The following is a 20,803-nucleotide window of genomic DNA, read 5'->3' as shown; positions in this document are numbered from 1 at the left end:
GATCGGGCGGCGAAACTGGCTCCCCGGACCAACGGACAAGACCGTGGTCAGCCGACGGGCTGACAGAGTCTGCGCGTGTCGCACCCGTGCGCCGTTCCGCCGTGCGGGACAGGCGTCGCCTGTTCGAGAGTCATCCGGCTGACGTGCTGCTGGCCCGCGCCCCAGCCCGGCCGCCTGCGGAACAGCTCCGGCCGGGCCGCCACGACCACCAGCACCGGCATGGGCATCGGCGGGTCGAGGAGATCCTCGATGCTCTCCAGTACAACGTTGTCGGCCCGGTGCAGATCGTCGACGAAGACCACGAGCGGGCCTTGCCCCGCGGGGATCGCCGTGTCCGGTGCGGTGACGAACCCACCGGGGCCCAGCCGCACGGTCGACGCGTTCTCCACCCGCCGTTCGAACTCCTCCAGGAGCGGCGTCTTCCCGATGCCCTGGTCACCGAGGACCAGGACGAGATGAGGTCGCGCCCGATGCCGGACGCGCTCCAACAGGCTGCTCAGTATGGCGAGTTCGGGCTCGCGGTCGACGACCGCGGGCTGGACCGCCGCCTCGTGGCACCGTTCCCTGACCGTCCAGCGGGCATGCGCTCCGCCTTCCCAGCCGTAGTGGATCGCCGACATCGTCAGCCGCCTGGTCCGGTCGCAGACCACGATCTCCCCGGACTCGGCGAACTGGAGCAGGGACTCGCAGTCGACGAGAAGGGACCCGTTGACGGGCAGCGCCCCCGGGTGGGACTCGTCGGGACGGGCGGAGATGTCCCTCGTCGACACGGCGATCCGCAGTTCGGGCCGCTCACCGTCCGGCACGCCGGAACAGATCCGCTGCCGCAGCGACTTCGTCGCGCCGATCGCCCGCCCGGCCGCCCGGTCGGTACGGGCCTCCTGCGGGGACCTGGGCTTGAACAGGGCGAGCGTGACCGAGCCGGTCGCCCCGGCGATGACACCGCCGAACCGCTCCACCTCTTCGCGCACCGTCTTCGCGGTGCACTCCATGGCCCGGCCGAGGTCGGCGCCGCGGCTGCCGTCCCCGAAGTCCATGCGGATCAGCACGGCGCTGACGCTGCCTCCCCCGCCGCCGTGGGCCGGCGGGGCCGACGGGGGAACGCGGCGTTCGTACTGCTCCGGCACGCGGCCGGACCCGGAGGTCACCACCGCTCGCACCGGACCGGCGGGGGCCGCGATGAACGGGTCGTGCACCAGAACCGCGTGCTGCAGCAGCCGAAGCTCCCGGCCGGGCTCCAGACCGATCTGCTGGGCCAGCCGCTGCCTCACCCTGCGGTAGACGGCGAGGGCGTCGGCCTGTCTACCGCTGCGGTAGAGCGCGAGCATCAGCTGATAGCACGCCCTCTCCCGCAGCGGTTCGGCCTCGACCATCGCCTCCAGGTCGCTCAGCACGGCCTGGTGACGGCCGTTGGCCAGCTCGGCCTCGTAGTAGTCCTCCATGACGTTCAACCGGGCGCTCTGCAGCGCCGTCAGTTCCGTCCAGGAGTGGCCGGCCTCCACCATGTCGGCCAGTGCCCGCCCGCGCCACAGGGCGAGTGCCTCGCGCAGGATGACGGCCGCCGCGCCGGGCCGGCCGGCCGCCAGCTCCGCGCGGCCGGCCTCCGCCTGGCGGTGGAACCGGAACATGTCGACCCGCTCCGGGTCCACCTGGAGCTGGTACCCGTGCGGGCAGGTCAGCAGGGTCGGCGGCCCGTTCTCGGACTGGGCGTGCTCGGCGAACATGACCCGCAGACCCCGTACGGCGTTCTGCAGGATCTTCCTCGCCGTCAGCGGGGTCTCCTCGCTGTCCCACAGTCCTTCCAGAAGTCTGCTGGTCGCCACCTCGCGGTTGGCGTTGAGCAGCAGCAGACCGAGGGTGGCCCGACGTCGGCCGCCGCCGAGAGCGATCGGTGTCTGGTTGTCCATCAGCTTCAACGAGCCAAGCACCAACAACTGCAAGGAAACCCCCGTGGATCGTCCGTGTTCGCTTCAGGCCGGTGGCCGCTCGGCGCCTAGCGCCATTCCGCTTCCGGCCCTCCGACGAGCGGTTCAGGAGCAAGGACGCGCATGGTGGTGGGCGGGTTCTGGCGAGTCGCCTCCAGATGCAGGCACTCGGTCCCCTCCGGTGGTGAGAACGGGGCCAGACACGCGCACTCCGCCGTGGTGAACCCCGCGAAGCGGTAGGCCACTTCCATCATCCGGTTGCGTTCGGTACGCCTGAAGTCGGCGACGAGGTGCATACCGGCCCGCGCGGCGGAGTCGGTGAGCCACCGCAGCAGCACGGCGCCGGCACCGAACGACACGACGCGACACGAGGTCGCCAACAGCTTGATGCGCCAGGCCTGTTCGGCCTTCTCGATCAGCATGACCCCGACCGCGCCGTGCGGTCCGAAGCGGTCGGTCAGGGAGACCACGAGCACCTCGTGATCCTCGTCGGACAGCAGCGAGCGCAGCGCGGCGTCGGAGTAGTGCACGCCGGTCGCGTTCATCTGGCTGGTCCGCAGGGTGAGTTCCTCGACCCGGGTGATCTCCTCGTCCCTGGCCTTCCCGATCCGCATCACCAGGTCGAGCGAGCGCAGGAACTCCTCGTCGGCGCCCTCGTGCTTCTCCCGCTCCAGCTCGCGCTCGAAGCCGGCCTGGTACATCTCGCGGCGTCGGCGAGCGTCGACCGTGACCACCGGCGGGCTGAACTCGGGCAGCCCGAGCAGCGAGCCGGCGTCCTCGGCCGGGTAGCAGCGGACGTCGGGAAGGTGGTACTGGACCTCCGCGCGTTCGGTCGGCAGGTCGTCGATGAAGGCGATCGTCTTCAACGAGAAGTTCAGCCGCTCGGCGATCCTGCGCACCGAGTCGGACTTGGGGCCCCAGCCGATGTGCGGCAGGACGAAGTACTCGGCCAGGCCCAGTTCCTCCAGCCGCGCCCACGCCTCGTCGTGGTCGTTGCGGCTCGACACCGCCTGGAGCACTCCACGCGCGTCAAGTTCGGTCACGATCTTGCGTATCGCGTCGTCGACCTCCACATGGCCGTCCTCGACGAGCGTGCCCTTCCAGAGGGTGTTGTCGAGGTCCCAAACCAGGCATTTCACGATCTGCTGTGCTTCGGACATGCCAACTCCATTCCGTGCGAGGCGCTCAGGCCACCGTCGAGGCCGCGTGCTCGGCGAGGATCAGCTGACAGATCTCGTTGCTGCCCTCGATGATTTCCATCAACTTCGCGTCGCGGTACGCCCGTTCCACCACATGCCCACCCGCCGCACCCGCGGAGGCGAGCACCTGCACCGCCGACGCCGCGCCCCGGGCGGCGTTGCCGGCCGCGACGTGCTTGGCGAGGACGGCCGCGGGCACCTGCTCGGGCGAACCGCTGTCCCAGCTGCGGCTCGCCTGCTCACAGGCGAACGTCGCCGTCCGTTCCGCCGCGTAGAGCTCGGCCAGGTGCCTGGCGACCAGCTGATGCCGCACCAGGGGCTGGCCGAACTGCTCGCGGTTCCCGGCGTGCCGGGCGACCGCCGTGACACAGGCGCGGAGGATGCCGACGCAGCCCCAGGCCACCGAGAGACGGCCGTAGGTCAGCGCGATGGTGGTCAGCATGACGACCGGCTGGCCGGCCACCGCCAGCAGGTTCTCCGCGGGCAGCCGCACGTCGTCGAGGACCACGGAGGCGTGCCCGGCCGCGCGGCAGCCGAGCGGGTCGGCCACTCGCGTCACCCGGACGCCGGGAGCCGACGCGGGCACCACGACCGCGGCGCCCCCGCCCTCGTACCGGCCGAACACGATGATCCAGTCGGCGTAGGCGGCGACCGTGATCCAGGTCTTGGTGCCGTTGACGACGACTTCGTCGCCCTCCCGCCGGATCTCGGTGCTCATCGCGGCGAGATCGCTGCCGGCCCCTGGTTCGCTGAACGCCACCGCCGCCAGGTCACCGCCGGTGAGCCGGCCGATGTACTCGGCCCGCTGCGCCTTGTCGCCGAACCGCTGGATGCTCCACGCGGCCATTCCCTGGGACGTCATCACGCTGCGCAGCGAGCTGCAGAGCGCGCCGGTGTGCGCGGTGAGCTCCGCGTTGTCGGTCCCGGACAGGCCGAGACCGCCGAACTCCGGCTTGGCCTCGGCGCACAACACGCCCTTGGAGCCCAGTCCTCTGAGGACGGCGACCGGGATCTCGCCCGCCACGTCCCACTCGCTCGCGGCATCGGCGACCGTGTCGGTCACCAGCGCGGTCAGGGAGTCAAGCATCTATCGCACCACTGCGGAGCCGGGTCACCAGCGTGCTCATGGTCCGCACCGAGCGGAAGTTGCCCATGGCCAGGTCGGCGCCCTCCACGGTGACGCCGAACGTGCTCTCGACGAACACGACCAGCTCCATCGCGAAGAGCGAGGAGACCGCCCCCGAGGCGAACAGGTCCACCTCCGGCTCCCAGGTCTGCTTGGTCTTCGTCTCGAGAAACTCGCCGATGCGCTGCTCGATGGCGGCCACGGGCAGCTCGGTTGTCGAGTCCGTCATGAGAAGTCCCCTTCTTGGTGCACCTTGTTCTTACGGAGCAATGTGATGCCGTCGGCCATGACGAGCAGGGACAGTTCCACCCTGTTGTCGTCGAGCAGCGAGGCGTTGAGCTCGCGGATGGCCCGGGTGTCGGGATCGTCCGCCGCCGGATCTGCGACCCGGCCGAAGTAGAGCGTGTTGTCGAGCACGATCAGGCCGCCTGGGCGCAGTTGGGTCAGCGCCTCTTCGTAGTACCGCGCGTAGCTCGTCTTGTCGGCGTCGATGAAGACCAGGTCGAAGCTCTCCGGACCGCGTTCGGAGAGCAGGGTCCCCATGGTCTCCGCGCCGTCCCCGAGCCGCAGCTCGATCCGGTCGTGGACTCCCGCGCGCTCCCAGTACCGCCGGGCGACCCTGGTCCAGCGCTCGCTGATGTCGCAGGTGACGATCCGCCCGCCGGGCGGCAGCGCGCGTGCCATGCACAGCGTGCTGTAGCCGGTGAACGTGCCGATCTCCAGCACCTGGGAGGCGCCGGTCAATCCGACCAGCATGGCGAGCAGTTGCCCCTCCTCGGGCATGGTCACCATGGCGTTCAGCGCCGGCATGGCCGCCGTCTCGGCCACCAGCTCGCGGAGGATCTCGTCGTCCCGCAGGGACACCGACCGCACGTAGTCGAGCAGTCCCTCGTCGACTTCCACCTGGCCGGCCATCAGTGGACTCCGTACTCGTAGAAGCCACGTCCGGTCTTGCGGCCGTGGTTGCCTTCAGCGACCTTGCGCAGGAGCAGTTCGCTCGGGCGGCAGCCTTCGTCCCCGGTGCGCTCGTGCAGCACCAGGAGCGAGTCGACGAGGTTGTCGATGCCGATCAGGTCGGCGGTCCTCAGCGGACCTGTCGGGTGTCCGAGACAGCCCTCCATCAGGGCGTCGACGTCCTCGACGCTGGCCCGACCCTCCTCGACGACGTTCGCCGCGTCGTTGATCATCCGGTGCAGCACGCGGCTGGTGACGAAGCCCGGTCCGTCGGCGACCACGATCCCCTTGCGGTCCAGGAGGGACAGGAGGTCCCGGACCGACGACATCGCCTGCTCACCGGTGCGCGGACCGCGGATCACCTCGAGCGTGCCGATGAGGTAGGGCGGATTCATGAAGTGGACGCCGACCAGGCTCTCGGGGGAGGAGACCTGGTCGGCGAGTTCGTCGACAGGGATGGACGAGGTGTTGGTGACACGCAGCGTCCCGGGTGCGACCGCGGCGGCGATCTCCCTGTGCACCTTGGCCTTCAGCTCGGCGACCTCGGTGATCGCCTCGATCACCCAGGTGGCGTCCGCCGCTGCCACGGCGGACTCGGCGAGCTGCAGCTCACCGATCGGTCCGCCCCGCGGCAGGGCTCCCATCATGTGGGCGAGCCGGAGCTCGCCGCGGACCCGCTCGGGCGCCGTGCTCAGCCGCGCCTGGTCCACGTCCACCAGTGTGACCGGCACCCCTCGCCCGACGGCGAGCGTCGCGATACCGACACCCATGACTCCGGCGCCGAACACCGCGAGCCGCGGTGTGTCCCTGTTCTCCGTCATCGGCCGACCACACCCGGCCGCCCCGGAACAGGAGAGGGCGGTATCGGCCCCCGACTGATGTCACGAACGACAGACCCGCTCATAACTACCTCAGCTTTACGTTCGAAGATTTCGGAGGGAGATTGTTCGCACATACGCGAATCGCATACGATGTTGCAAAAACGTAAATACGTCGCCAGGTCGGCATGCACACAACCATCGCACGGCAACTACAGATGATCCAGAGAATTGATTCCCCGCGCCAAGGATTGTAACCGGTGACCATTTCGCACAGGTTCCTTGTGTGCGCAACGACAACACGTCTCAGCGCAACGGTCTCGGAATGCACCATTCCGGTTGACCGAACAACACGAGGGCCGATCCGCCCCGACGCCTCCCACATTGATTCTCGTCAAACATTGAATCACCGGATTGCCACAACAACTCAATGGCCAAAAGTATGCGTCAGGAACGGGCCAGGATCCAGCCCGCAAGCCACTCCACAAGTTGCACTTCCACTTGATGAGCACTGCCACCCCTGGACTGCTTACACGTGCCAGCAGCGGAGAGCAGCAAATCGGGCGCACCACGGGCACAAGCGGACAAACAAAAGCCGGCAGGCGGCCCTGACGGCCGACTGCCGGCTCACTGAAACCGGTGGCCGCTACACGTCTTCGTCCAGATTGGCTTCCTTGACCAGATAGCCGAACTGAAACCTGCTCGTCGCGCCAAACATCTGCATGACCTGACCGATGTGTTTGCGACAGGTGCGGACCGATACGCCCAGACGGCGGGCGATGGCCTCGTCCTTGGCGCCGGATATCAGCATCTTGACTATCTCCTGCTTCATGTCACGGCTGATGACTTCCGTCTCGGACCGGCGGGTGTCGAACTCCTTGGCCGTCACCCAGACATGCTCGAAGCAGGAGTACAGAAATTTGACGAGAGAGCTCTCCTGGACGACCACGGCGCCGCCGTCCCCGTCGAGGAGGATGCAAGCCGTGGCGCAGTCGAAAATGAAGAGACTGCCGAAGAGCGCCCCGGCCGTCCGCACCTCGGCGCCGGACTCGGTGAGCTTCGCGGCACACGCACGGAACGGCGTGTCGAACCGGGCGGCATGCTGGTACAGGACACGCACGTTCACACCGCGATCGAGCATGTCGACCTCGCGGTTCAGCACCTCGTCCAGATCCTCGGCCGACCATCCGTTCCCTGATTGCATACAGAGAACCTCGTGGGAACTGTCCGCCGCCGCCTGGGCGAGAAGCAGTCCGGCCGCCTCACGGGACCTCACGATGTCGAATGAATTCACGTCCTGGCTGCCGAACCTGCTCGACCTGAACAGCACCGACATGCGGGCGAGGTCGTCCCGGAGCCGGCTTACGGCCACCTGCCGCTCGAACAGCTCCAGTTCGCTCCTGGCCAGAAGCTGGGACGAGGCCGCACTCGGGTCCATCGGGACATACTGATCCGCCCGGTCGGAGGACGGCTGCACAAGACAGAGGTCAAGGAGCCTGGCGACGACCTCCTCACCCTCGTCGAGACTGTCGACGCGCAGCTCTTTCGCGACGTCCTCGACGGAGAAGGCCCCCCTGCCCAAACTCCATTCATAGATCTCAAATACTCCGGCACCCGGTCTGGGAGACAAAATCGCTCCAAGTAAACTATAAAAACTCTCCGCTTACTTCTCGCGAATAATACCCGAGCGATATCTGGCATCTATATCGATATGTCGAAAACGCCCTATTTCGACACCGGCTCCCGAAGGTGAGCCGCGGCGCGAGGAGCTCCGGCGAAGGCACCGGCGGACAGGCCCGCTCCTTCCTCCTCACAGAAACGTTCCCGGCGCGGCCAGCGGAGCGCGCACACCACCGCTCGACACGGGCCGGGACGGCACGCCCGACCCGGTCAGCGCCTCCTCGGCCGGGGAGAACGAACCGAGCCTGCCCCGATGGAACACCAGCGGCGCGGGCTCGTCCCGATTCGTCCGGAGGCCGGTCACCCTGGCGACGATGACCAGGTGATCGCCGGCGACCCGCTCGGACTCGATCTCACACGACACCCAGGCGATCGAATCGGCGAGCTCCGGTCCGGCGGCGGAGTCGGTCCACCGCACACCGGCGAACCGGTCGACCCCCTTGACCGAGAACTGCTGGCACAGCTGCGCCTGGTCACTGGCCAGAATGTTGGCGCAAAACACACCGCTCTGCTGAAGATCCACTAGCGTCGACGACGCGTTTCCGACACAGAGCAGGACCAGCGGGGGATCCAACGACACCGACATGAAGGAATTACATGCCATGCCGACGGGCCGGCCGAACTGCCCCTTGGTGGTGATTACCGTTACCCCGGTCGGGAGCTGTCCAAGAGTGCGCCGGAAATCCAATGCACCAAACGGGGAAACCATGACTGACTCCTCAATTTAGCCACTCCCCGGAGTCTAAGGAGGAGCTCCGAGCCCGGCGTAGGGACGAGCCACCAAGACCTTCGGCGAGATTTGGCGCGGCGGCACAAGTTTTCGGTGGCCGCACCGACGTAACGCTTGTCGTGCACACAAGGCGATGACCGATGTATACGTCCGGAGGAACCGTGCTTGTTCACGCTCACCAGCCGCTGCTAGCGTAGCCAGCGTTGTCGCAACAACGCCCGGATGCCACTTCCTCTGCCAGGTGGCTCTGCTTTTCCCTTTCCATCCGGTGTGTCCGGCGTACGTCTCCTTATTCGTGAGTTCCTTGCGAACAGGAACGTGACGGCGGCACTGCTCGTCTCCGCAAGCGGCCCCCTCGCCCACACACTCCGATACCGCACGGCGGTGTCATCGGCGCACGCACTGTTCCAGGGCGCGCCGGCCCGTAGACCAAAGAGACGTCTGCGTATGCGGCGGCATGCCGCCGCAGTTGTCACTCGCCCCACGCCTGGCCGAAGCCCGACAGAAAGGTCCGTGATGCAGCACGTCCTAGAGGTGATCGAGTCGTCCGACGCCGTCACTGAAGACTTCGCCGCGCTGGAGATTCCCGAGTCCCACAGAGCCGCCGTACTGTTCCGCGACGAGCGTGACATTTTCGACGGAATTCCCCTGGATGAACGCGACACGACGAAGTCCGTTCACCTGGCAGAAGTACCCACTCCGGAGCCCGAGGTCGGCGAAGTACTGATCGCGGTCATGGCGAGTGCCATCAACTACAACACCGTGTGGAGCGCGCTCGGCACTCCCGTGTCCACCTTCGCGTTGCTGGAACGCTACGCACGGACCGGCGGTTCGGCGGCACGTCACGATCGGGACTACCACGCCATCGGGTCCGACGTCGCCGGTGTCGTGCTGCGCACCGGCCCTGGCGTACGGCGCTGGCGGCCCGGTGACCGGGTGGTGGCGCATTGCCTTTCCGTGGACCTCGAGGGTTCGGACGGCCACAACGACTCGATGCTCGACCCCGAGCAGCGGATCTGGGGCTACGAGACCAACTTCGGCGGCCTCGCCGAGATCTCGCTCGTCAGGGCGAACCAGCTGATGCCGAAGCCCGAGCACCTGAGCTGGGAGGAGGCCGCGAGTTCCGGACTGGTCAACTCGACGGCCTACCGTCAGCTGGTCTCCCGCAACGGCGCGGGCATGAAGCAGGGCGACAACGTCCTCGTCTGGGGAGCCAGCGGCGGCCTGGGATCGTACGCGACGCAGCTGGTACTGGCCGGGGGCGCCAACCCGATCTGTGTGGTGTCCAGTGCGCGCAAGGCCGAACTGTGCAGGGCCATGGGTGCCACCGCCGTCATCGACCGCAGCGCGGAGGGCTTCCAGTTCTGGAAGGACGAGCGGACCCAGGACCCCAAGGAGTGGAAGCGGTTCGGCTCGCGCATCCGCGAACTCACCGGCGGTGAGGACGTCGACGTGGTGTTCGAGCACCCCGGCCGCGAGACCTTCGGTGCCAGCGTCTACGTCACACGCAAGGGCGGCACCATCGTCACCTGCGCGTCCACCTCCGGGTATCTGCACGAGTACGACAACCGGTACCTGTGGATGTCCCTCAAGCGCATCGTCGGCTCGCACTTCGCCAACTACCGCGAGGCATGGGAGGCCAACCGCCTCATCACCAAGGCCAGGATCCACCCGACCCTGTCCAGGACGTACCGCCTCGACGACACCGGCCAGGCGGCGTGGGACGTCCATCACAACATGCACCAGGGCAAGATCGGTGTCCTTGCCCTGGCCCCGGAGGAAGGCACCGGGGTCCGCGACCACGCGCTGCGGGCCGAGAACCTCGACGCCATCAACCGCTTCCGCACGTCTCCCGGGACCGACGGCGGCGCGGACTCGCCGACTCCTGGCAGGAGTTGACCGTACGCGGCGGCGGAGCGGCACCTGCGTGCGGGCGGCGGCCGGACACACGTCGGTCGCCTCCTGAACTCGACTCGAGGGGAACGAAAACGTGGTGGAGCGAGACATGGTGGTCGGCATAATCGGCCTGGGCTCGACAGGGCAGGCGCTGCTGCGCGCCCTCGACTCGGGCGGTACGCGCGTGATCGGTGTCGACAGCGATCCGGCCGTCGTCGAGAGAGCGCGCGCACGTTCGGGCACGGCGGACGTGAGCGGCCGGTTCGAGCGTCTGGGCGCGGCCGATGTGGTCATCGAAGCCGTGTCCGAGCGCGCCGACGTCAAGGAGGACGTGCTGCGCCGCCTGGGTGTGATGTGCTCGCGTGTCACCACCCTGATGACGACGACCGCGTCGCTGTCGGTTCCCTCACTCGCCGTCGCGTCCGGCCGCCCGGCCCACCTCGTGGGACTGCGCTTCGCCCTGCCCCTGTCCCCGCGGGCGGGAGCCGCTCTCGTACGCACCACGATGACCGCGCCCGAGACCGTTTCGGCAGCCGAAGAACTGCTGTCGCTGCTCGGGATCGCGGTTGCTCCGCCCGGTGTCGACACCTCCGTCGCACGGGAGTTGCTCCTCCCCTACCTCGGTCGCGCCGCCACCCTCCATGAGGAGGGCTACGCGTCCTCCGAGAGCATCGACACCGCGATGCGGCTCGGCTGCGGCCTGCCCGCCGGACCCCTCGAGATGCTCGATGCCGTCGGCGTCGACACGGTGTACGGGGAACTCGAGGACATGCACCGGCGTACCGGCCTGGAGTACCACCGCCCTCCCCCGTCACTGGGGCGGATGATCGCGAACGGGCAGCTGGGCCGCAAGAGCGGACAAGGATTCCACGCCTACGACGAGCACGGTCGTCGTGTCGTGTCCGAGACCGGGGGCCGTCCCTCGGGACCGGCTCCGGCCATCGGGCACGTGGGGATCGTGGGCACCGGAACCATGGCGCGCGGCATCGCGCACACCCTCGCTCTCGCCGGTGTGGAGAGCACGCTGACGGGTCGTACGATCGAAAGGGCCGACTCCGCTCGTGCGGCCATCGGCTCCTCCCTTCAACGAGCGGTCGGGCGGGGCCGACTCGACTCCGACGCCGCGCACTCGGCGCTCGGCCGCATTCGGAGCGACCACGACCTGACGGCTCTCTCCGACTGCGACCTCGTCATCGAAGCGGTGGTCGAGGACGCCTCCGTCAAGAAGTCCGTCTTCGAACAGCTCGACAAGGTGTGCCGGCCGGGCGTGGTGCTCGCGACCAGCACGTCCAGTCTTTCCGTCGCCGAGTGCGCAGCCGCCACCGACCGCCCCGCGGACGTGATCGGTATGCACTTCTTCAACCCGGCTCAGGTGATGCGTCTCGTCGAGGTCTCACGCACCGAGGCGACGAGCGACGCTGCCCACGCCCTCGCCCACGCCCTCTGCGAGCGCCTGGGCAAGACCCCCGTCGACTGCACCGACCGGACGGGGTTCATCGTCAACTTCCTGCTCTTCCCCTATCTGAACCACGCCGTCCGGGCGGTGGAACTCGATGCGGCGCTCGGCATGGCGGAGGTCGACACCGCCGTCGAGTCGCTGCTGGGATTCCCGCTGGGTCCCTTCGCCCTCCTGGACACGGTCGGGCTCGACGTCTCGCTCGCCATTCTCCAGCGGCTGCACGACGCCTTCGGGACCGAGGACTTCGACCCGGCCCGCTCCTTGCGCGGTCTGGTCGGCATGGGGCATCTGGGGCGCAAGACGGGATCGGGTTTCAGAAGCCCTGGTCCGACCGGTCGACGAACGGCGTGACCGGATCCTCTGACGAGCGGTCCCCTCACACGGCCCGGACCGGGTGACGGACGACCGCGTCGAAGAGATAGCCCTGCGTGTTGTGGACGGTGGTCTCCGGCTGGGTACGGCCCGTCGTGTCGGTGGCACGGGCCAGGAGGGTGTACTCCCCCGGGGCCGACGGGCGCCAGTCGGTGGACCAGCGGACCCAGTCGGCCCGGCGCGGGGCGTCGTGGAGGCGGGCGCGCCGCCAGGTCGCGCCGGCGTCGGTGCTCACGTCGACGCGCGCGACACCGCCCGCGCCCGACCAGGAACGGCCGGTGAGACGGTGGTCGGCCGCGGCCTCCAGGTTCGCGTTCCAGGGGAGTTCGAAGGCGGACTTGAGCGTCTGGGTGGTGAGCGGGGCGCTGCCGCCCTCCGGGTACGCGTCTCCGAACAGCCGGTAGAAGTCGGTGTTCCACGGGGAGTACAGCGGCTGGGCCGACACCTCGATGTCGCCGACCCACTTGATCGACGCGATGCCGATCCAGGACGGTACGAGGACGCGTACGGGACCGCCGTGGTCCGGCGGGAGGGGCTCGCCGTTCATCTCGTACGCGAGCAGTGCGTCGTCCAGGGCCTTGGCCAGGGGCAGCGGGCGGCGGACCCGGCCGAAATTCGTGCCGTCCGTCGTGACGTAGTCCGGGTCAAGTCCCCGGGGCAGGACGTCCACGGCGTCGCGGCTCAGCCCGGCGCGGCGCAGCACCTCACCGAGCCGTACACCGCGCCAGTGGGCCACGCCGATCGCACCCAGCGTCCAGGCCGTGCCGGACACGGTCTGGCCCTGCTGGGTCGTGAAGAAGCTGCGCCCGTTGCCCGCGCACTCCACGGACGCGGTGCGGGTGGTGGCGGGCAGGCGCTTCAGGTCGTCGAGCGTGAACGTGGCGGCCCGGCCCTTCGCGAGGCCGTCTCCCCAGATGTCGAGGCTCCAGGTGTTCGCGTCCAGGACGGGGGTGGAGGTGTGGTTGCGGACGAAGAAGCGGTCCGTGGGGGTGTGGTGGCCGGTGCCGGCCAGCGCCTCGAACTTCGTCTCCGCGTTGGTGCCCCGGGTCGTGAACCACTCTTCGGGCAGGGGCTTGACGATTCCGGCGGCCGCGGTGACCGCGGGTGCTGCCGCCGCTGCGGAGGCGAAGCCCGTGGTCGCTGTCGTGGCCAGTCCGGCGGCGGCGAGCAGGCGGAGCATGTCGCGGCGTTCGATGCCGTCCGCTCGCGCCGAGCCCGCGAGCCACTGGCGGAGTCTGCGCCGGTCGTAGACGGACTCGGGGGCGGGGGTGTCGGAAGGGGGCATGGGTGGGCTCCTGCCTCTCGGAAGGTTCGCGGGCATGCTTGCGGAAGACGGACGTCGTGGGACGCGACGGGACGGGACAGGACAGGTACGGCAGAGCGCGCCGGGAGGATGTCCGCCGACGGTCAGCGTCGCCTGGCCGTGGGGTCAGTCACCCGGCCGGCTCGGGGCCGAAGGCCCGGTGAGGATCAACAACAGCCGTGCGACGAACGCACGTGGAACCGCGGGGCACGGCGGCACTGGCTGAGGATCATGGGCCCCATGGTACGAGGCCGCGCGCCGGCCCGCCGGAGAATCGGGGTAGTCGGACCGGTCTGCGCCCATCGGGCGGGGCGCGCTCAGAGGTCGGCCGGTGAGCCCAGGCCGGTGAGGGCGCCGACCGGGTCGAGGTCGGGGGTGCCCCGGGGCCACCAGTCGTCGTGGCCCGGTTCCGACTCGTACGCGTACCAGAGGCCGTCCTGGCCCAGGCGGAGTTGTATGTGGCCGTGAGGGTGGGTGAGCTGGTTGTGCCAGGGCCGGAAGGCGGGGAAGTCGGCCGCGAGGAGCAGGGGGCGGGCCCGGTCGAACCGGCCCGCCGGCGGGTCCCAGAGCTCTTCGAGGACGGCCAGTCCTTCGAGCCCGCCCTGGCGCCACGCGGCGACCGCGCGGGCCAGGTCAGCCGGGGTGCGGCGGGTGGCGGTGGCCAGCGACGCGTAGAGCGCGCGGGTGGTGGCGGTGAGGCCGGATCCCGGGCGGGTGGCGGCGAGCCTGACGGCGTCCTGCCAGAGCGTCAGGTCGGCGAGGGGGTCGCGGCCCGTGGTGAGCAGGGCGTGCGCGCGGGCGGCCGCGTCGGTGGCCAGCTGGTCCAGCGCGAACGGGTCGGGACCGCCCGGTGACGCCGGGTAGGCCGGGGGCTGCTCCGGATGTGCGGGCGGCGGCAGCGGAGCCGGCAGGGGTGGCAGCACGCGGCGCTCGACGGCCTCGCGGGCCGGCACGCCGGGAAGCGCCGGTTCCTCGGCGGCACGGGCCGAACGGGCGGCCAGGGTGGCGCTGCGCCGCGACAGTTCGTCCAGCAGCTCCCGCTCGCCCCGGCCGCGCAACAGGAGCAGCACGAACGGGTCCTCGTCCAGCAGTCGCGCGGTCTGGTAGCAGAGGGCCGCCGCGTGTTTGCAGGGATGCCCTGAGTCGGGGCAGCTGCACTGCGGTACGAGGTCGCCGGGGCCGGGGAGCAGGGCCACCCCGCTGTCGGCGAGCGCCTGGGGCAGGTCCTTGTCGAGCAACGCGGCGATGTGGGCGGGCCGTTCGGCGGCCGCGGCGAGCCAACCGTCCCAGTCCTCGTCCGCCAGCGTACGCATCTTGAGCTGCACCCGGTACGGTCGCGGACGGCTGCCGTGCACATAGGCGAGGACGAGCCCCGGTGTGACGGTGACGGCGTCCACGTGCCCCTGGCTCGCGTAGAGCCTGCCCCGCCCGAGGCGCGCCGTGTCGAGCGCCGTCTCCTCCAGCGCCGCGACCCACGCGTTGCCCCACCATGTCTCGGCGAACCCGCCCTCGGCCTCCGGTCGCGACGCCGGCGCGGGGAACGTACGCCGCAGCTCACCGTCCCGGGCGGGGGCGGCCATGGAACGGCCGGACACCGGGACACCGCGCTGCGCGGGGCCCGGACCGCTGCCCGGCTCGGTGTCGGGCTCGCTGTCCGGCTCGGTGTCGGGCTCGTCCGCCTGGGCTTCCCTCTCCATCCGGGACGCCAGGTCGAGCGTGTTGCCCAGTCGCTCGGCCATCTCCCGGACCCTGACCGCCACCTCGCGGCTCGGCACGGCCGGGCGAGAGGCCGGGCCCGCGCCGGCTGACTCCGTGCCGCCACCGCCACCGCTGCTCCGGTCGCCGCCGGCTCGTCGGCGGGCCCCGACTCCCTTGGTCTGCGCGGCCGTTCGCTTCCGCTCTGCCTCGGTGCGCGCGGCACGCAGGGCCTCCCGGGCCACGTCGCCGGGGCGCGAGGCGCCGGAGGGGGTGTCGGACGGACCGCCCGACGGCGGCTCAGACTCCACCGTGTCATCGGGGTCGTCGGGGCCCTCGTCCCGGGCCTCGTCAGGGCTGTCCGTCACGGTCGGGCCGGGGACCGGAGCCGAACTCGCGGCATCCGCACCCACGTTCGCACCCGCGTTCGCGTCCTCGCTCCCCGCGACAGCGGCACCGCCGGCGCGGCCGGCGGCGCGCCGCAGTGCCTCGCGCGCGACGTCGCCCGGCCGGGGCCCCTGCGCGGGGGCACCGGAACCCTGGTCACTCGCATCGGGGGCGCTCGCCTCACCGCGCCGGGCCGCCCGCAGAGCACGCCGGGCCGCGTCGGCGGGCCGCTCGACGTCGTCCGAGGGCTCCGCCCCCTCCCCCGTGTCCGGCTGATCCGTCGGAGACATCACGTGGACCTCCGCAGGGACACGAGGTCGGACAGGTCACGGTCGGTCAGTTCCGTCAGGGACGCCTCGCCGGAGCCGAGGATCGCGTCCGCCAGGGCCCGCTTGGAGGCGAGCATCTCCGCGATGCGGTCCTCGACGGTGCCCTCGGTGATGAGGCGGTGGACCTGGACGGGCTGGGTCTGGCCGATGCGGTAGGCGCGGTCGGTGGCCTGCTCCTCCACGGCGGGGTTCCACCAGCGGTCGAAGTGGATGACATGGCCCGCGCGCGTGAGGTTGAGTCCGGTGCCCGCCGCCTTCAGCGAGAGGATCAGGATCGGCGTCGACCCGCTCTGGAAGCGGTCCACCATGTGTTCGCGCTCCGGCACCGGTGTGCCCCCGTGGAGCAGTTCGACGGGGACCGCGCGGGCCGCGAGGTGACTGGTGATCAGCCGGGCCATCCCCACGTACTGGGTGAAGACGAGCGCCGAACCGTCCTCGGCGAGCAGCGTGTCCAGCAGCTCGTCGAGCAGGGCCAGTTTGCCGGAACGGGCGGCCTGGCGCGCCGTGCCCGAGCCGCTGGGGCGCCCGTCCGGTTCCTCCTTCAGGTACAGCGCGGGGTGGTCGCAGATCTGCTTGAGCGCGGTGAGCAGCTTGAGGACGAGGCCTCGTCTGGCGATGCCCTGGGTGGTCTCGATGGCGAGCATCGACTCGCGGACCACGGCCTCGTACAGGGAGGCCTGTTCGCGGCTGAGGGGCACCGGGTGGTCCGTCTCCGTCTTGGGCGGCAGCTCGGGGACGATGCCCGGGTCGGACTTCTTGCGCCGCAGGAGGAAGGGCCGGATCAGCCGGGCGAGGCGGGCCACGGCCTCCTCGTCCTCGCCGTTCTCCACGGCGCGCGCGTGCCGGGCGCGGAAGGACTTCAGCGGGCCGAGGAGCCCGGGGGTCGTCCAGTCGAGCAGGGCCCACAGCTCGGAGAGGTTGTTCTCCACCGGGGTGCCGCTCAGGGCGACCCTGGCCGGTGCGGAGATCGTCCGCAGGGCCTTGGCCGTCGCCGAGTACGGGTTCTTGACGTGCTGGGCCTCGTCCGCGACGACCATACCCCAGGTCTCCTGGGCGAGCAGCGGCGCCGTCGAGCGCATCGTCCCGTAGGTGGTCAGGACGAAACCGCCGGCCATGTCCGCCAGGGAGCGCTCCGGACCGTGGAAGCGGCGCACGGGCACACCGGGGGCGAACCGCTCGATCTCGCGCTGCCAGTTGCCGAGCAGTGAGGCGGGGCAGATCACGAGGGTCGGCTCGGTGCGGGCCCGCTTCAGATGGAGGGCGATGACGGTGACGGTCTTGCCGAGACCCATGTCGTCGGCGAGGCAGCCGCCGAGACCGAGCGAGGTCATGAGGTCGAGCCAGGCGAGCCCGCGGAGCTGGTAGTCGCGGAGGGTCGCGGCCAGGCCCGGGGGCGGTTCGGCGGGCCGCGGTCCGGCCGTCAGGCGGTCGCGCAGGGCGGCGAGCGCTCCGACCGGCACCGCCTCGACACTCTCCCCGTCGACCTCCACGCTGCCGGAGAGCGCCGCGGAGAGGGCGTCGACCGGGTCGAGCAGGCCCAGTTCGCGCTTGCGGGCCTTGCGGACGAGGGCCGGGTCGACGAGCACCCACTGGTCCCGCAGCCGGACGACGGGACGGTGCGCCTCGGCGAGGGCGTCCATCTCCGCCTCGCTGAGCGGGTCACCGCCCAGGGCCAACTGCCAGCGGAACTGGAGCAGTTCCTCGCTCTCGAAGAAGCCGGTGCCGTCCGTGGCCGAGCCCGGCGCGGGACGGACCACCGCCGCCGCGCTCAGGTCCTGGGCGAGGTCACGCGGCCAGTGCACGGCGACCCCGGCCGCGCCGAGGCGGTTCGCCGCGACCCCGAGCAGGTCCGACAGCTCGTCCTCGGACAGGGCCAGTACGTCCGGCACGTCCTGTGCGGAGAGCCGGTCCAGGGGCGGCCACACGCGGGCCGCGCGGCGCACGGCCAGCGCGGCGTCGACACGGGCGCGCGAGCCGAACGTGGCGTCCGCGGTGCCCGCCCACAGGGCCGCCGCGTCGGCGACGAGCGTGGGGTCGGCGAGGCTGTGCACCTGGACCACGGCGGCGCCCGCCCGCCGCGCGTCCTCGCTGTCGTCGAAGAGCTCGTACGCGGACAGGTCCAGGCGCAGGGAGATCCGGACCCCCGCGTCCATGCCCGCGGCGACCTCCGCCGCCCAGTCCTCGGCGCCCGGCAGCCGCTGGGCGCCGCTCGCCGCGAAGGGTCGCCCGGCGGCGTACGGAGCGGCCGGGGTGCGGGGCAGGGCGTCGGCGACCGCGTCCAGGAAGGCGCGCGTCAGCGCGTGTGGATCGGGCAGCCGGAGCGGGCCGCGGCCGGGCAGGGGGACGGCGTGGCCCTCGTACGGGAGGGCCGCGGAGACGGCTCTCAGGTGGGCGATGTCGTCCGGGTCCAGGGGGCCGGCCCGCCACGCGTCGAATCCGTCGGGCGTCAGACCGGGAAGCAGTCGGCCGCGCGCCACGAGCCGCAGCGCGTGCAGGGCGGCGGCGCCCCAGCAGGCCGTGGCGGGGTGCGCGGTGGGGTCCCGCCTGGCCCGCACCAGCAGCGGCAGGGCGTCGACGACCGGCAGGGTGAGCGCGGGGACCGTCAGCCGTCGTGGCCCCGTCCCCGTCCTGCCGCTCCCCGTCGCGTGCGGCTCTTCCGCCCCCTCAGGCGTCCGGTCGGGCGTCCCGTGCGGCCGGACGACCGTGAGCTCGGTGTCCGGCGCGGGGATCGGGATCCCGCCGTCCGGGTCCCAGAAGGCGAACCGTCCGCCGCGGGGCAGCGCGGCGGGCAGGAACACCGCGGCCAGCCGGACGGACACCTCGGGTGCCCCGGGCGCGGTGGCCGGATCGGCACGCGTCTCCCCCGCACTCGTGCTCGGGCTCACAGCCACCTCCCTCGCCTTGTCCCGCCTCGGCCGGATCGATCGTCTTCGACTCTACGGGCCGGGTCTGACAACGCGGCTCGACGTCGGGACGGGCGGGGCCGGCTGGGCGGGTCGGTGCGGGTCAGGGCGTCGTTCTGGAGACCACGTAGACCATGGGATGGCCGGGCTTCGACCAGTCCACGACGATGTGATGGGTGGGCGCCGGGTTCTTCCGGTTGTGGCTGAGGCCCGACCAGGGGCCCGGTCCGGTGAACTCCCAGCCGACGACCTTCTGGTCGCGGGCGCCCACCGTGAAGTCGTCCTTCTTCAGGGCGTCCCGGCTGCTCCCGATGGTCTTGAGGAACTTGTCGAGGCCCTCGTCGCTGGTGAGGAACTGGACGTAGAGACGGCTGGTCTTCCAGTTGTTCGTCTCGTAGTACGCGACCTCGGCGGAGTAGCCCGGGATGGGCACCTTGTACAGGCGGCGCTGGACACGGGAGGGCCAGCCCGGGGTGAGTCCGGTCGCCGAGTACTTCGCCTCCTTGTCCTTGCCGCTGTCGCGGCTCTGGTTGGCGGAGATCACCAGATAGCCGGCCGGGACCCCGATGAGCAGCACGATGATCAGCAGGGTCAGGGCGCGCCGCCTGATCCGGTGACCGCGGTCCTCGGGGGGCGGCGGCGGTGGCTCGTCCGGGGGCGAGGCCTGCCGCGGCAGTGAGGCCGTCATCGGGTCTCCTGTGCCTCACGGCGCGACTCGGCATAGCGCTCGTAGCGTTCGTACCGCTCGACCCGGCGCCGGTTGGCGCGCCGGAAGCGGCGGGCGACCAGCCGGGCGAGGTCCGCGGCGCCGACCATGCCGGCCTCGGGGCCGAGCTGGGCGCGGGCGATCCGGGCCTCGGGGCGGTAGCCGCGTCCGGTCAGCTGGCGTCGGAAGGCGTCCCGCGCGGGGCCGATCAGCAGGTCGTCGGCCGCGCTGACGCCGCCGCCGATGACGAAGCAGGAGGGGTCGAGGGCGGCCGCGAGGTTGGCGATGCCGACGCCGAGCCACTGGCCGATGTCCTGGAGCAGCTCGATGCACATCGCGTCGCCCTCACGGGCCAGCTCGGTGATCATCGGGCCGGTGATCTCGGCGATGTTGCCCTTGACGTGCTCGATGATGCCGTAGGCCACCGGGGAGTCGGCGGCGGCGAGTTCGCGGGCCTCGCGGACCAGGGCGTTGCCCGAGCTGTACTGCTCCCAGCAGCCGCGGTTGCCGCACGGGCAGCGGTGGCCGCCGGGCACGACCTGCATATGGCCGAACTCGCCCGCGACGCCGAACTTGCCGCGCTTGACCTGCCCGTCCTCCAGGATGGCGCCGCCGATGCCGGTGCCGAGCGTGATCATGACGAGGTGGTCCTCGCCGCGGCCGGCGCCGAAGCGCCACTCCGCCCAGGCGGCGGCGTTGGCGTCGTTGTCCACCAGGACGGGGACGGCGAGGCGGCCCGCGAGGCGGTCCCGCAGCGGCTCGTTGCGCCAGGAGAGGTGGGGTGCGAACAGGACGCGGTTGCGCTCCGCGTCGACCCAGCCGGCCGCGCCGATGCCGACCGCGTGCACGTCGTGGCGGTCGGAGAGGTCCAGGACCAGTTCGAGGATGGTGTCCTCGACGACCCGGGGGCTCTTGGACTTGTCGGGGGTCTCGGTACGGATCTTCTCCAGGATGTTGCCGTCCGCGTCGACGACGCCCGCCATCACCTTCGTGCCGCCGATGTCGATGCCGACGGTGGGGACGCGCGGCGCCGTCAGGTGGGAACGGCGCTCACGGGTGCCCACGGTGCGCAGGGCGGTGGCACGGCGGGAGCCGATGGGGGCGCCCGCGGCTCTGGCGGAGCCGAGCGCCCTGGGCAGGGCGAGGTCGCGGTAGGTGCTCATCGCGCCGATTCTGCCGCACGGTGCCGCTCGGGCGCACGGCGGCGTACCCGCTCCGCTCGGCGCGCGCGTCAAATGTACCGGTCCGTCGTCGAGTGCGGGGCCGTCGTGGCTGGTCGCGCCGTTCCCCTCGCCCTTGAAAGAATCGTGGCCGGTCTGAG

The 20,803-nt window shown here is 70.8% G+C and carries 15 protein-coding genes; 2 read left to right on the top strand and 13 right to left on the bottom strand.

Going from position 1 to position 20,803, the window contains the following annotated elements; all coding sequences use genetic code 11:
- Positions 1-47 precede the first annotated feature (47 nt).
- The 8 genes from ACLVWQ_RS21000 to ACLVWQ_RS20965 form a co-directional block, all read right to left on the bottom strand.
- A complete protein-coding gene (locus ACLVWQ_RS21000) occupies positions 48-1,907 on the bottom strand; it encodes a BTAD domain-containing putative transcriptional regulator (protein ID WP_414110560.1) in 1,860 nt (619 codons plus the stop codon).
- 86 nt (positions 1,908-1,993) lie between these two features.
- Positions 1,994-3,085, bottom strand: a complete 1,092-nt coding sequence (locus tag ACLVWQ_RS20995) for an HAD-IIIC family phosphatase (protein ID WP_414110559.1) — start codon at positions 3,083-3,085, stop codon at positions 1,994-1,996.
- 25 nt (positions 3,086-3,110) lie between these two features.
- Positions 3,111-4,211: an acyl-CoA dehydrogenase family protein gene (locus ACLVWQ_RS20990; protein WP_414110557.1), complete on the bottom strand. Its 1,101-nt coding sequence runs from the start codon at positions 4,209-4,211 to the stop codon at positions 3,111-3,113.
- Entirely contained in the window at positions 4,204-4,479 is a 276-nt protein-coding gene (locus ACLVWQ_RS20985) for an acyl carrier protein (protein WP_414110556.1), read from the bottom strand. Before ACLVWQ_RS20985 ends, ACLVWQ_RS20990 begins: the two co-directional genes overlap by 8 nt.
- Positions 4,476-5,165, bottom strand: a complete 690-nt coding sequence (locus ACLVWQ_RS20980) for an O-methyltransferase (protein ID WP_414110554.1) — start codon at positions 5,163-5,165, stop codon at positions 4,476-4,478. Before ACLVWQ_RS20980 ends, ACLVWQ_RS20985 begins: the two co-directional genes overlap by 4 nt.
- Positions 5,165-6,025, bottom strand: coding sequence for a 3-hydroxyacyl-CoA dehydrogenase family protein (locus tag ACLVWQ_RS20975; protein ID WP_414110552.1), 861 nt, complete (start codon positions 6,023-6,025; stop codon positions 5,165-5,167). Before ACLVWQ_RS20975 ends, ACLVWQ_RS20980 begins: the two co-directional genes overlap by 1 nt.
- Before the next feature lie 643 nt (positions 6,026-6,668).
- On the bottom strand, positions 6,669-7,604 hold the full coding sequence (locus ACLVWQ_RS20970; RefSeq protein WP_414110550.1) for a LuxR C-terminal-related transcriptional regulator: 936 nt from the start codon (positions 7,602-7,604) through the stop codon (positions 6,669-6,671).
- A gap of 228 nt (positions 7,605-7,832) precedes the next feature.
- Positions 7,833-8,411, bottom strand: coding sequence for a flavin reductase family protein (locus tag ACLVWQ_RS20965; protein WP_414110549.1), 579 nt, complete (start codon positions 8,409-8,411; stop codon positions 7,833-7,835).
- A gap of 537 nt (positions 8,412-8,948) precedes the next feature.
- On the opposite strand from ACLVWQ_RS20965, the gene ccrA reads away from it, so the two are divergent.
- Together ccrA and ACLVWQ_RS20955 are read left to right on the top strand one after the other, a co-directional pair.
- Positions 8,949-10,331 (top strand): crotonyl-CoA carboxylase/reductase, encoded by a 1,383-nt coding sequence (gene ccrA / locus ACLVWQ_RS20960; RefSeq protein ID WP_414110570.1) that lies wholly within the window; start codon positions 8,949-8,951, stop codon positions 10,329-10,331.
- A gap of 106 nt (positions 10,332-10,437) precedes the next feature.
- Entirely contained in the window at positions 10,438-12,138 is a 1,701-nt protein-coding gene (locus tag ACLVWQ_RS20955; protein WP_414110547.1) for a 3-hydroxyacyl-CoA dehydrogenase family protein, read from the top strand.
- Between the two features lie 25 nt (positions 12,139-12,163).
- Here the strand turns inward: ACLVWQ_RS20955 and ACLVWQ_RS20950 are convergent, their stop codons facing one another.
- From ACLVWQ_RS20950 to ACLVWQ_RS20930, 5 genes are all read right to left on the bottom strand, one after another.
- Positions 12,164-13,444: a sulfite oxidase gene (locus ACLVWQ_RS20950; RefSeq protein WP_414110545.1), complete on the bottom strand. Its 1,281-nt coding sequence runs from the start codon at positions 13,442-13,444 to the stop codon at positions 12,164-12,166.
- Between the two features lie 335 nt (positions 13,445-13,779).
- On the bottom strand, positions 13,780-15,834 hold the full coding sequence (locus ACLVWQ_RS20945) for an SWIM zinc finger family protein (RefSeq protein ID WP_414110544.1): 2,055 nt from the start codon (positions 15,832-15,834) through the stop codon (positions 13,780-13,782).
- Positions 15,834-18,758: an SNF2-related protein gene (locus ACLVWQ_RS20940; protein ID WP_414110542.1), complete on the bottom strand. Its 2,925-nt coding sequence runs from the start codon at positions 18,756-18,758 to the stop codon at positions 15,834-15,836. Before ACLVWQ_RS20940 ends, ACLVWQ_RS20945 begins: the two co-directional genes overlap by 1 nt.
- Positions 18,759-18,879: 121 nt before the next feature.
- Positions 18,880-19,464 (bottom strand): sugar kinase, encoded by a 585-nt coding sequence (locus ACLVWQ_RS20935; RefSeq protein ID WP_414110540.1) that lies wholly within the window; start codon positions 19,462-19,464, stop codon positions 18,880-18,882.
- Positions 19,461-20,645, bottom strand: a complete 1,185-nt coding sequence (locus ACLVWQ_RS20930) for an ROK family glucokinase (protein WP_414110539.1) — start codon at positions 20,643-20,645, stop codon at positions 19,461-19,463. Before ACLVWQ_RS20930 ends, ACLVWQ_RS20935 begins: the two co-directional genes overlap by 4 nt.
- Positions 20,646-20,803: the final 158 nt, after the last annotated feature.

This window comes from Streptomyces sp. CWNU-52B (genome assembly GCF_047444975.1).
GTDB lineage: Bacteria > Actinomycetota > Actinomycetes > Streptomycetales > Streptomycetaceae > Streptomyces.
Note: the sequence above shows the minus strand (reverse complement) of the source record. Positions and strands in the feature narration are given on the sequence as shown.

What these genes read in the sequence shown, in the direction of transcription:
- ACLVWQ_RS21000 (WP_414110560.1), bottom strand. Translation starts at nt 1,907, where the DNA reads ATGGACAACCAGACACCGATCGCTCTCGGCGGCGGCCGACGTCGGGCC.
- ACLVWQ_RS20995 (WP_414110559.1), bottom strand. Translation starts at nt 3,085, where the DNA reads ATGTCCGAAGCACAGCAGATCGTGAAATGCCTGGTTTGGGACCTCGAC.
- ACLVWQ_RS20990 (WP_414110557.1), bottom strand. Translation starts at nt 4,211, where the DNA reads ATGCTTGACTCCCTGACCGCGCTGGTGACCGACACGGTCGCCGATGCC.
- ACLVWQ_RS20985 (WP_414110556.1), bottom strand. Translation starts at nt 4,479, where the DNA reads ATGACGGACTCGACAACCGAGCTGCCCGTGGCCGCCATCGAGCAGCGC.
- ACLVWQ_RS20980 (WP_414110554.1), bottom strand. Translation starts at nt 5,165, where the DNA reads ATGGCCGGCCAGGTGGAAGTCGACGAGGGACTGCTCGACTACGTGCGG.
- ACLVWQ_RS20975 (WP_414110552.1), bottom strand. Translation starts at nt 6,025, where the DNA reads ATGACGGAGAACAGGGACACACCGCGGCTCGCGGTGTTCGGCGCCGGA.
- ACLVWQ_RS20965 (WP_414110549.1), bottom strand. Translation starts at nt 8,411, where the DNA reads ATGGTTTCCCCGTTTGGTGCATTGGATTTCCGGCGCACTCTTGGACAG.
- ccrA (WP_414110570.1), top strand. Translation starts at nt 8,949, where the DNA reads ATGCAGCACGTCCTAGAGGTGATCGAGTCGTCCGACGCCGTCACTGAA.
- ACLVWQ_RS20955 (WP_414110547.1), top strand. Translation starts at nt 10,438, where the DNA reads ATGGTGGTCGGCATAATCGGCCTGGGCTCGACAGGGCAGGCGCTGCTG.
- ACLVWQ_RS20950 (WP_414110545.1), bottom strand. Translation starts at nt 13,444, where the DNA reads ATGCCCCCTTCCGACACCCCCGCCCCCGAGTCCGTCTACGACCGGCGC.
- ACLVWQ_RS20945 (WP_414110544.1), bottom strand. Translation starts at nt 15,834, where the DNA reads ATGTCTCCGACGGATCAGCCGGACACGGGGGAGGGGGCGGAGCCCTCG.
- ACLVWQ_RS20935 (WP_414110540.1), bottom strand. Translation starts at nt 19,464, where the DNA reads ATGACGGCCTCACTGCCGCGGCAGGCCTCGCCCCCGGACGAGCCACCG.
- ACLVWQ_RS20930 (WP_414110539.1), bottom strand. Translation starts at nt 20,645, where the DNA reads ATGAGCACCTACCGCGACCTCGCCCTGCCCAGGGCGCTCGGCTCCGCC.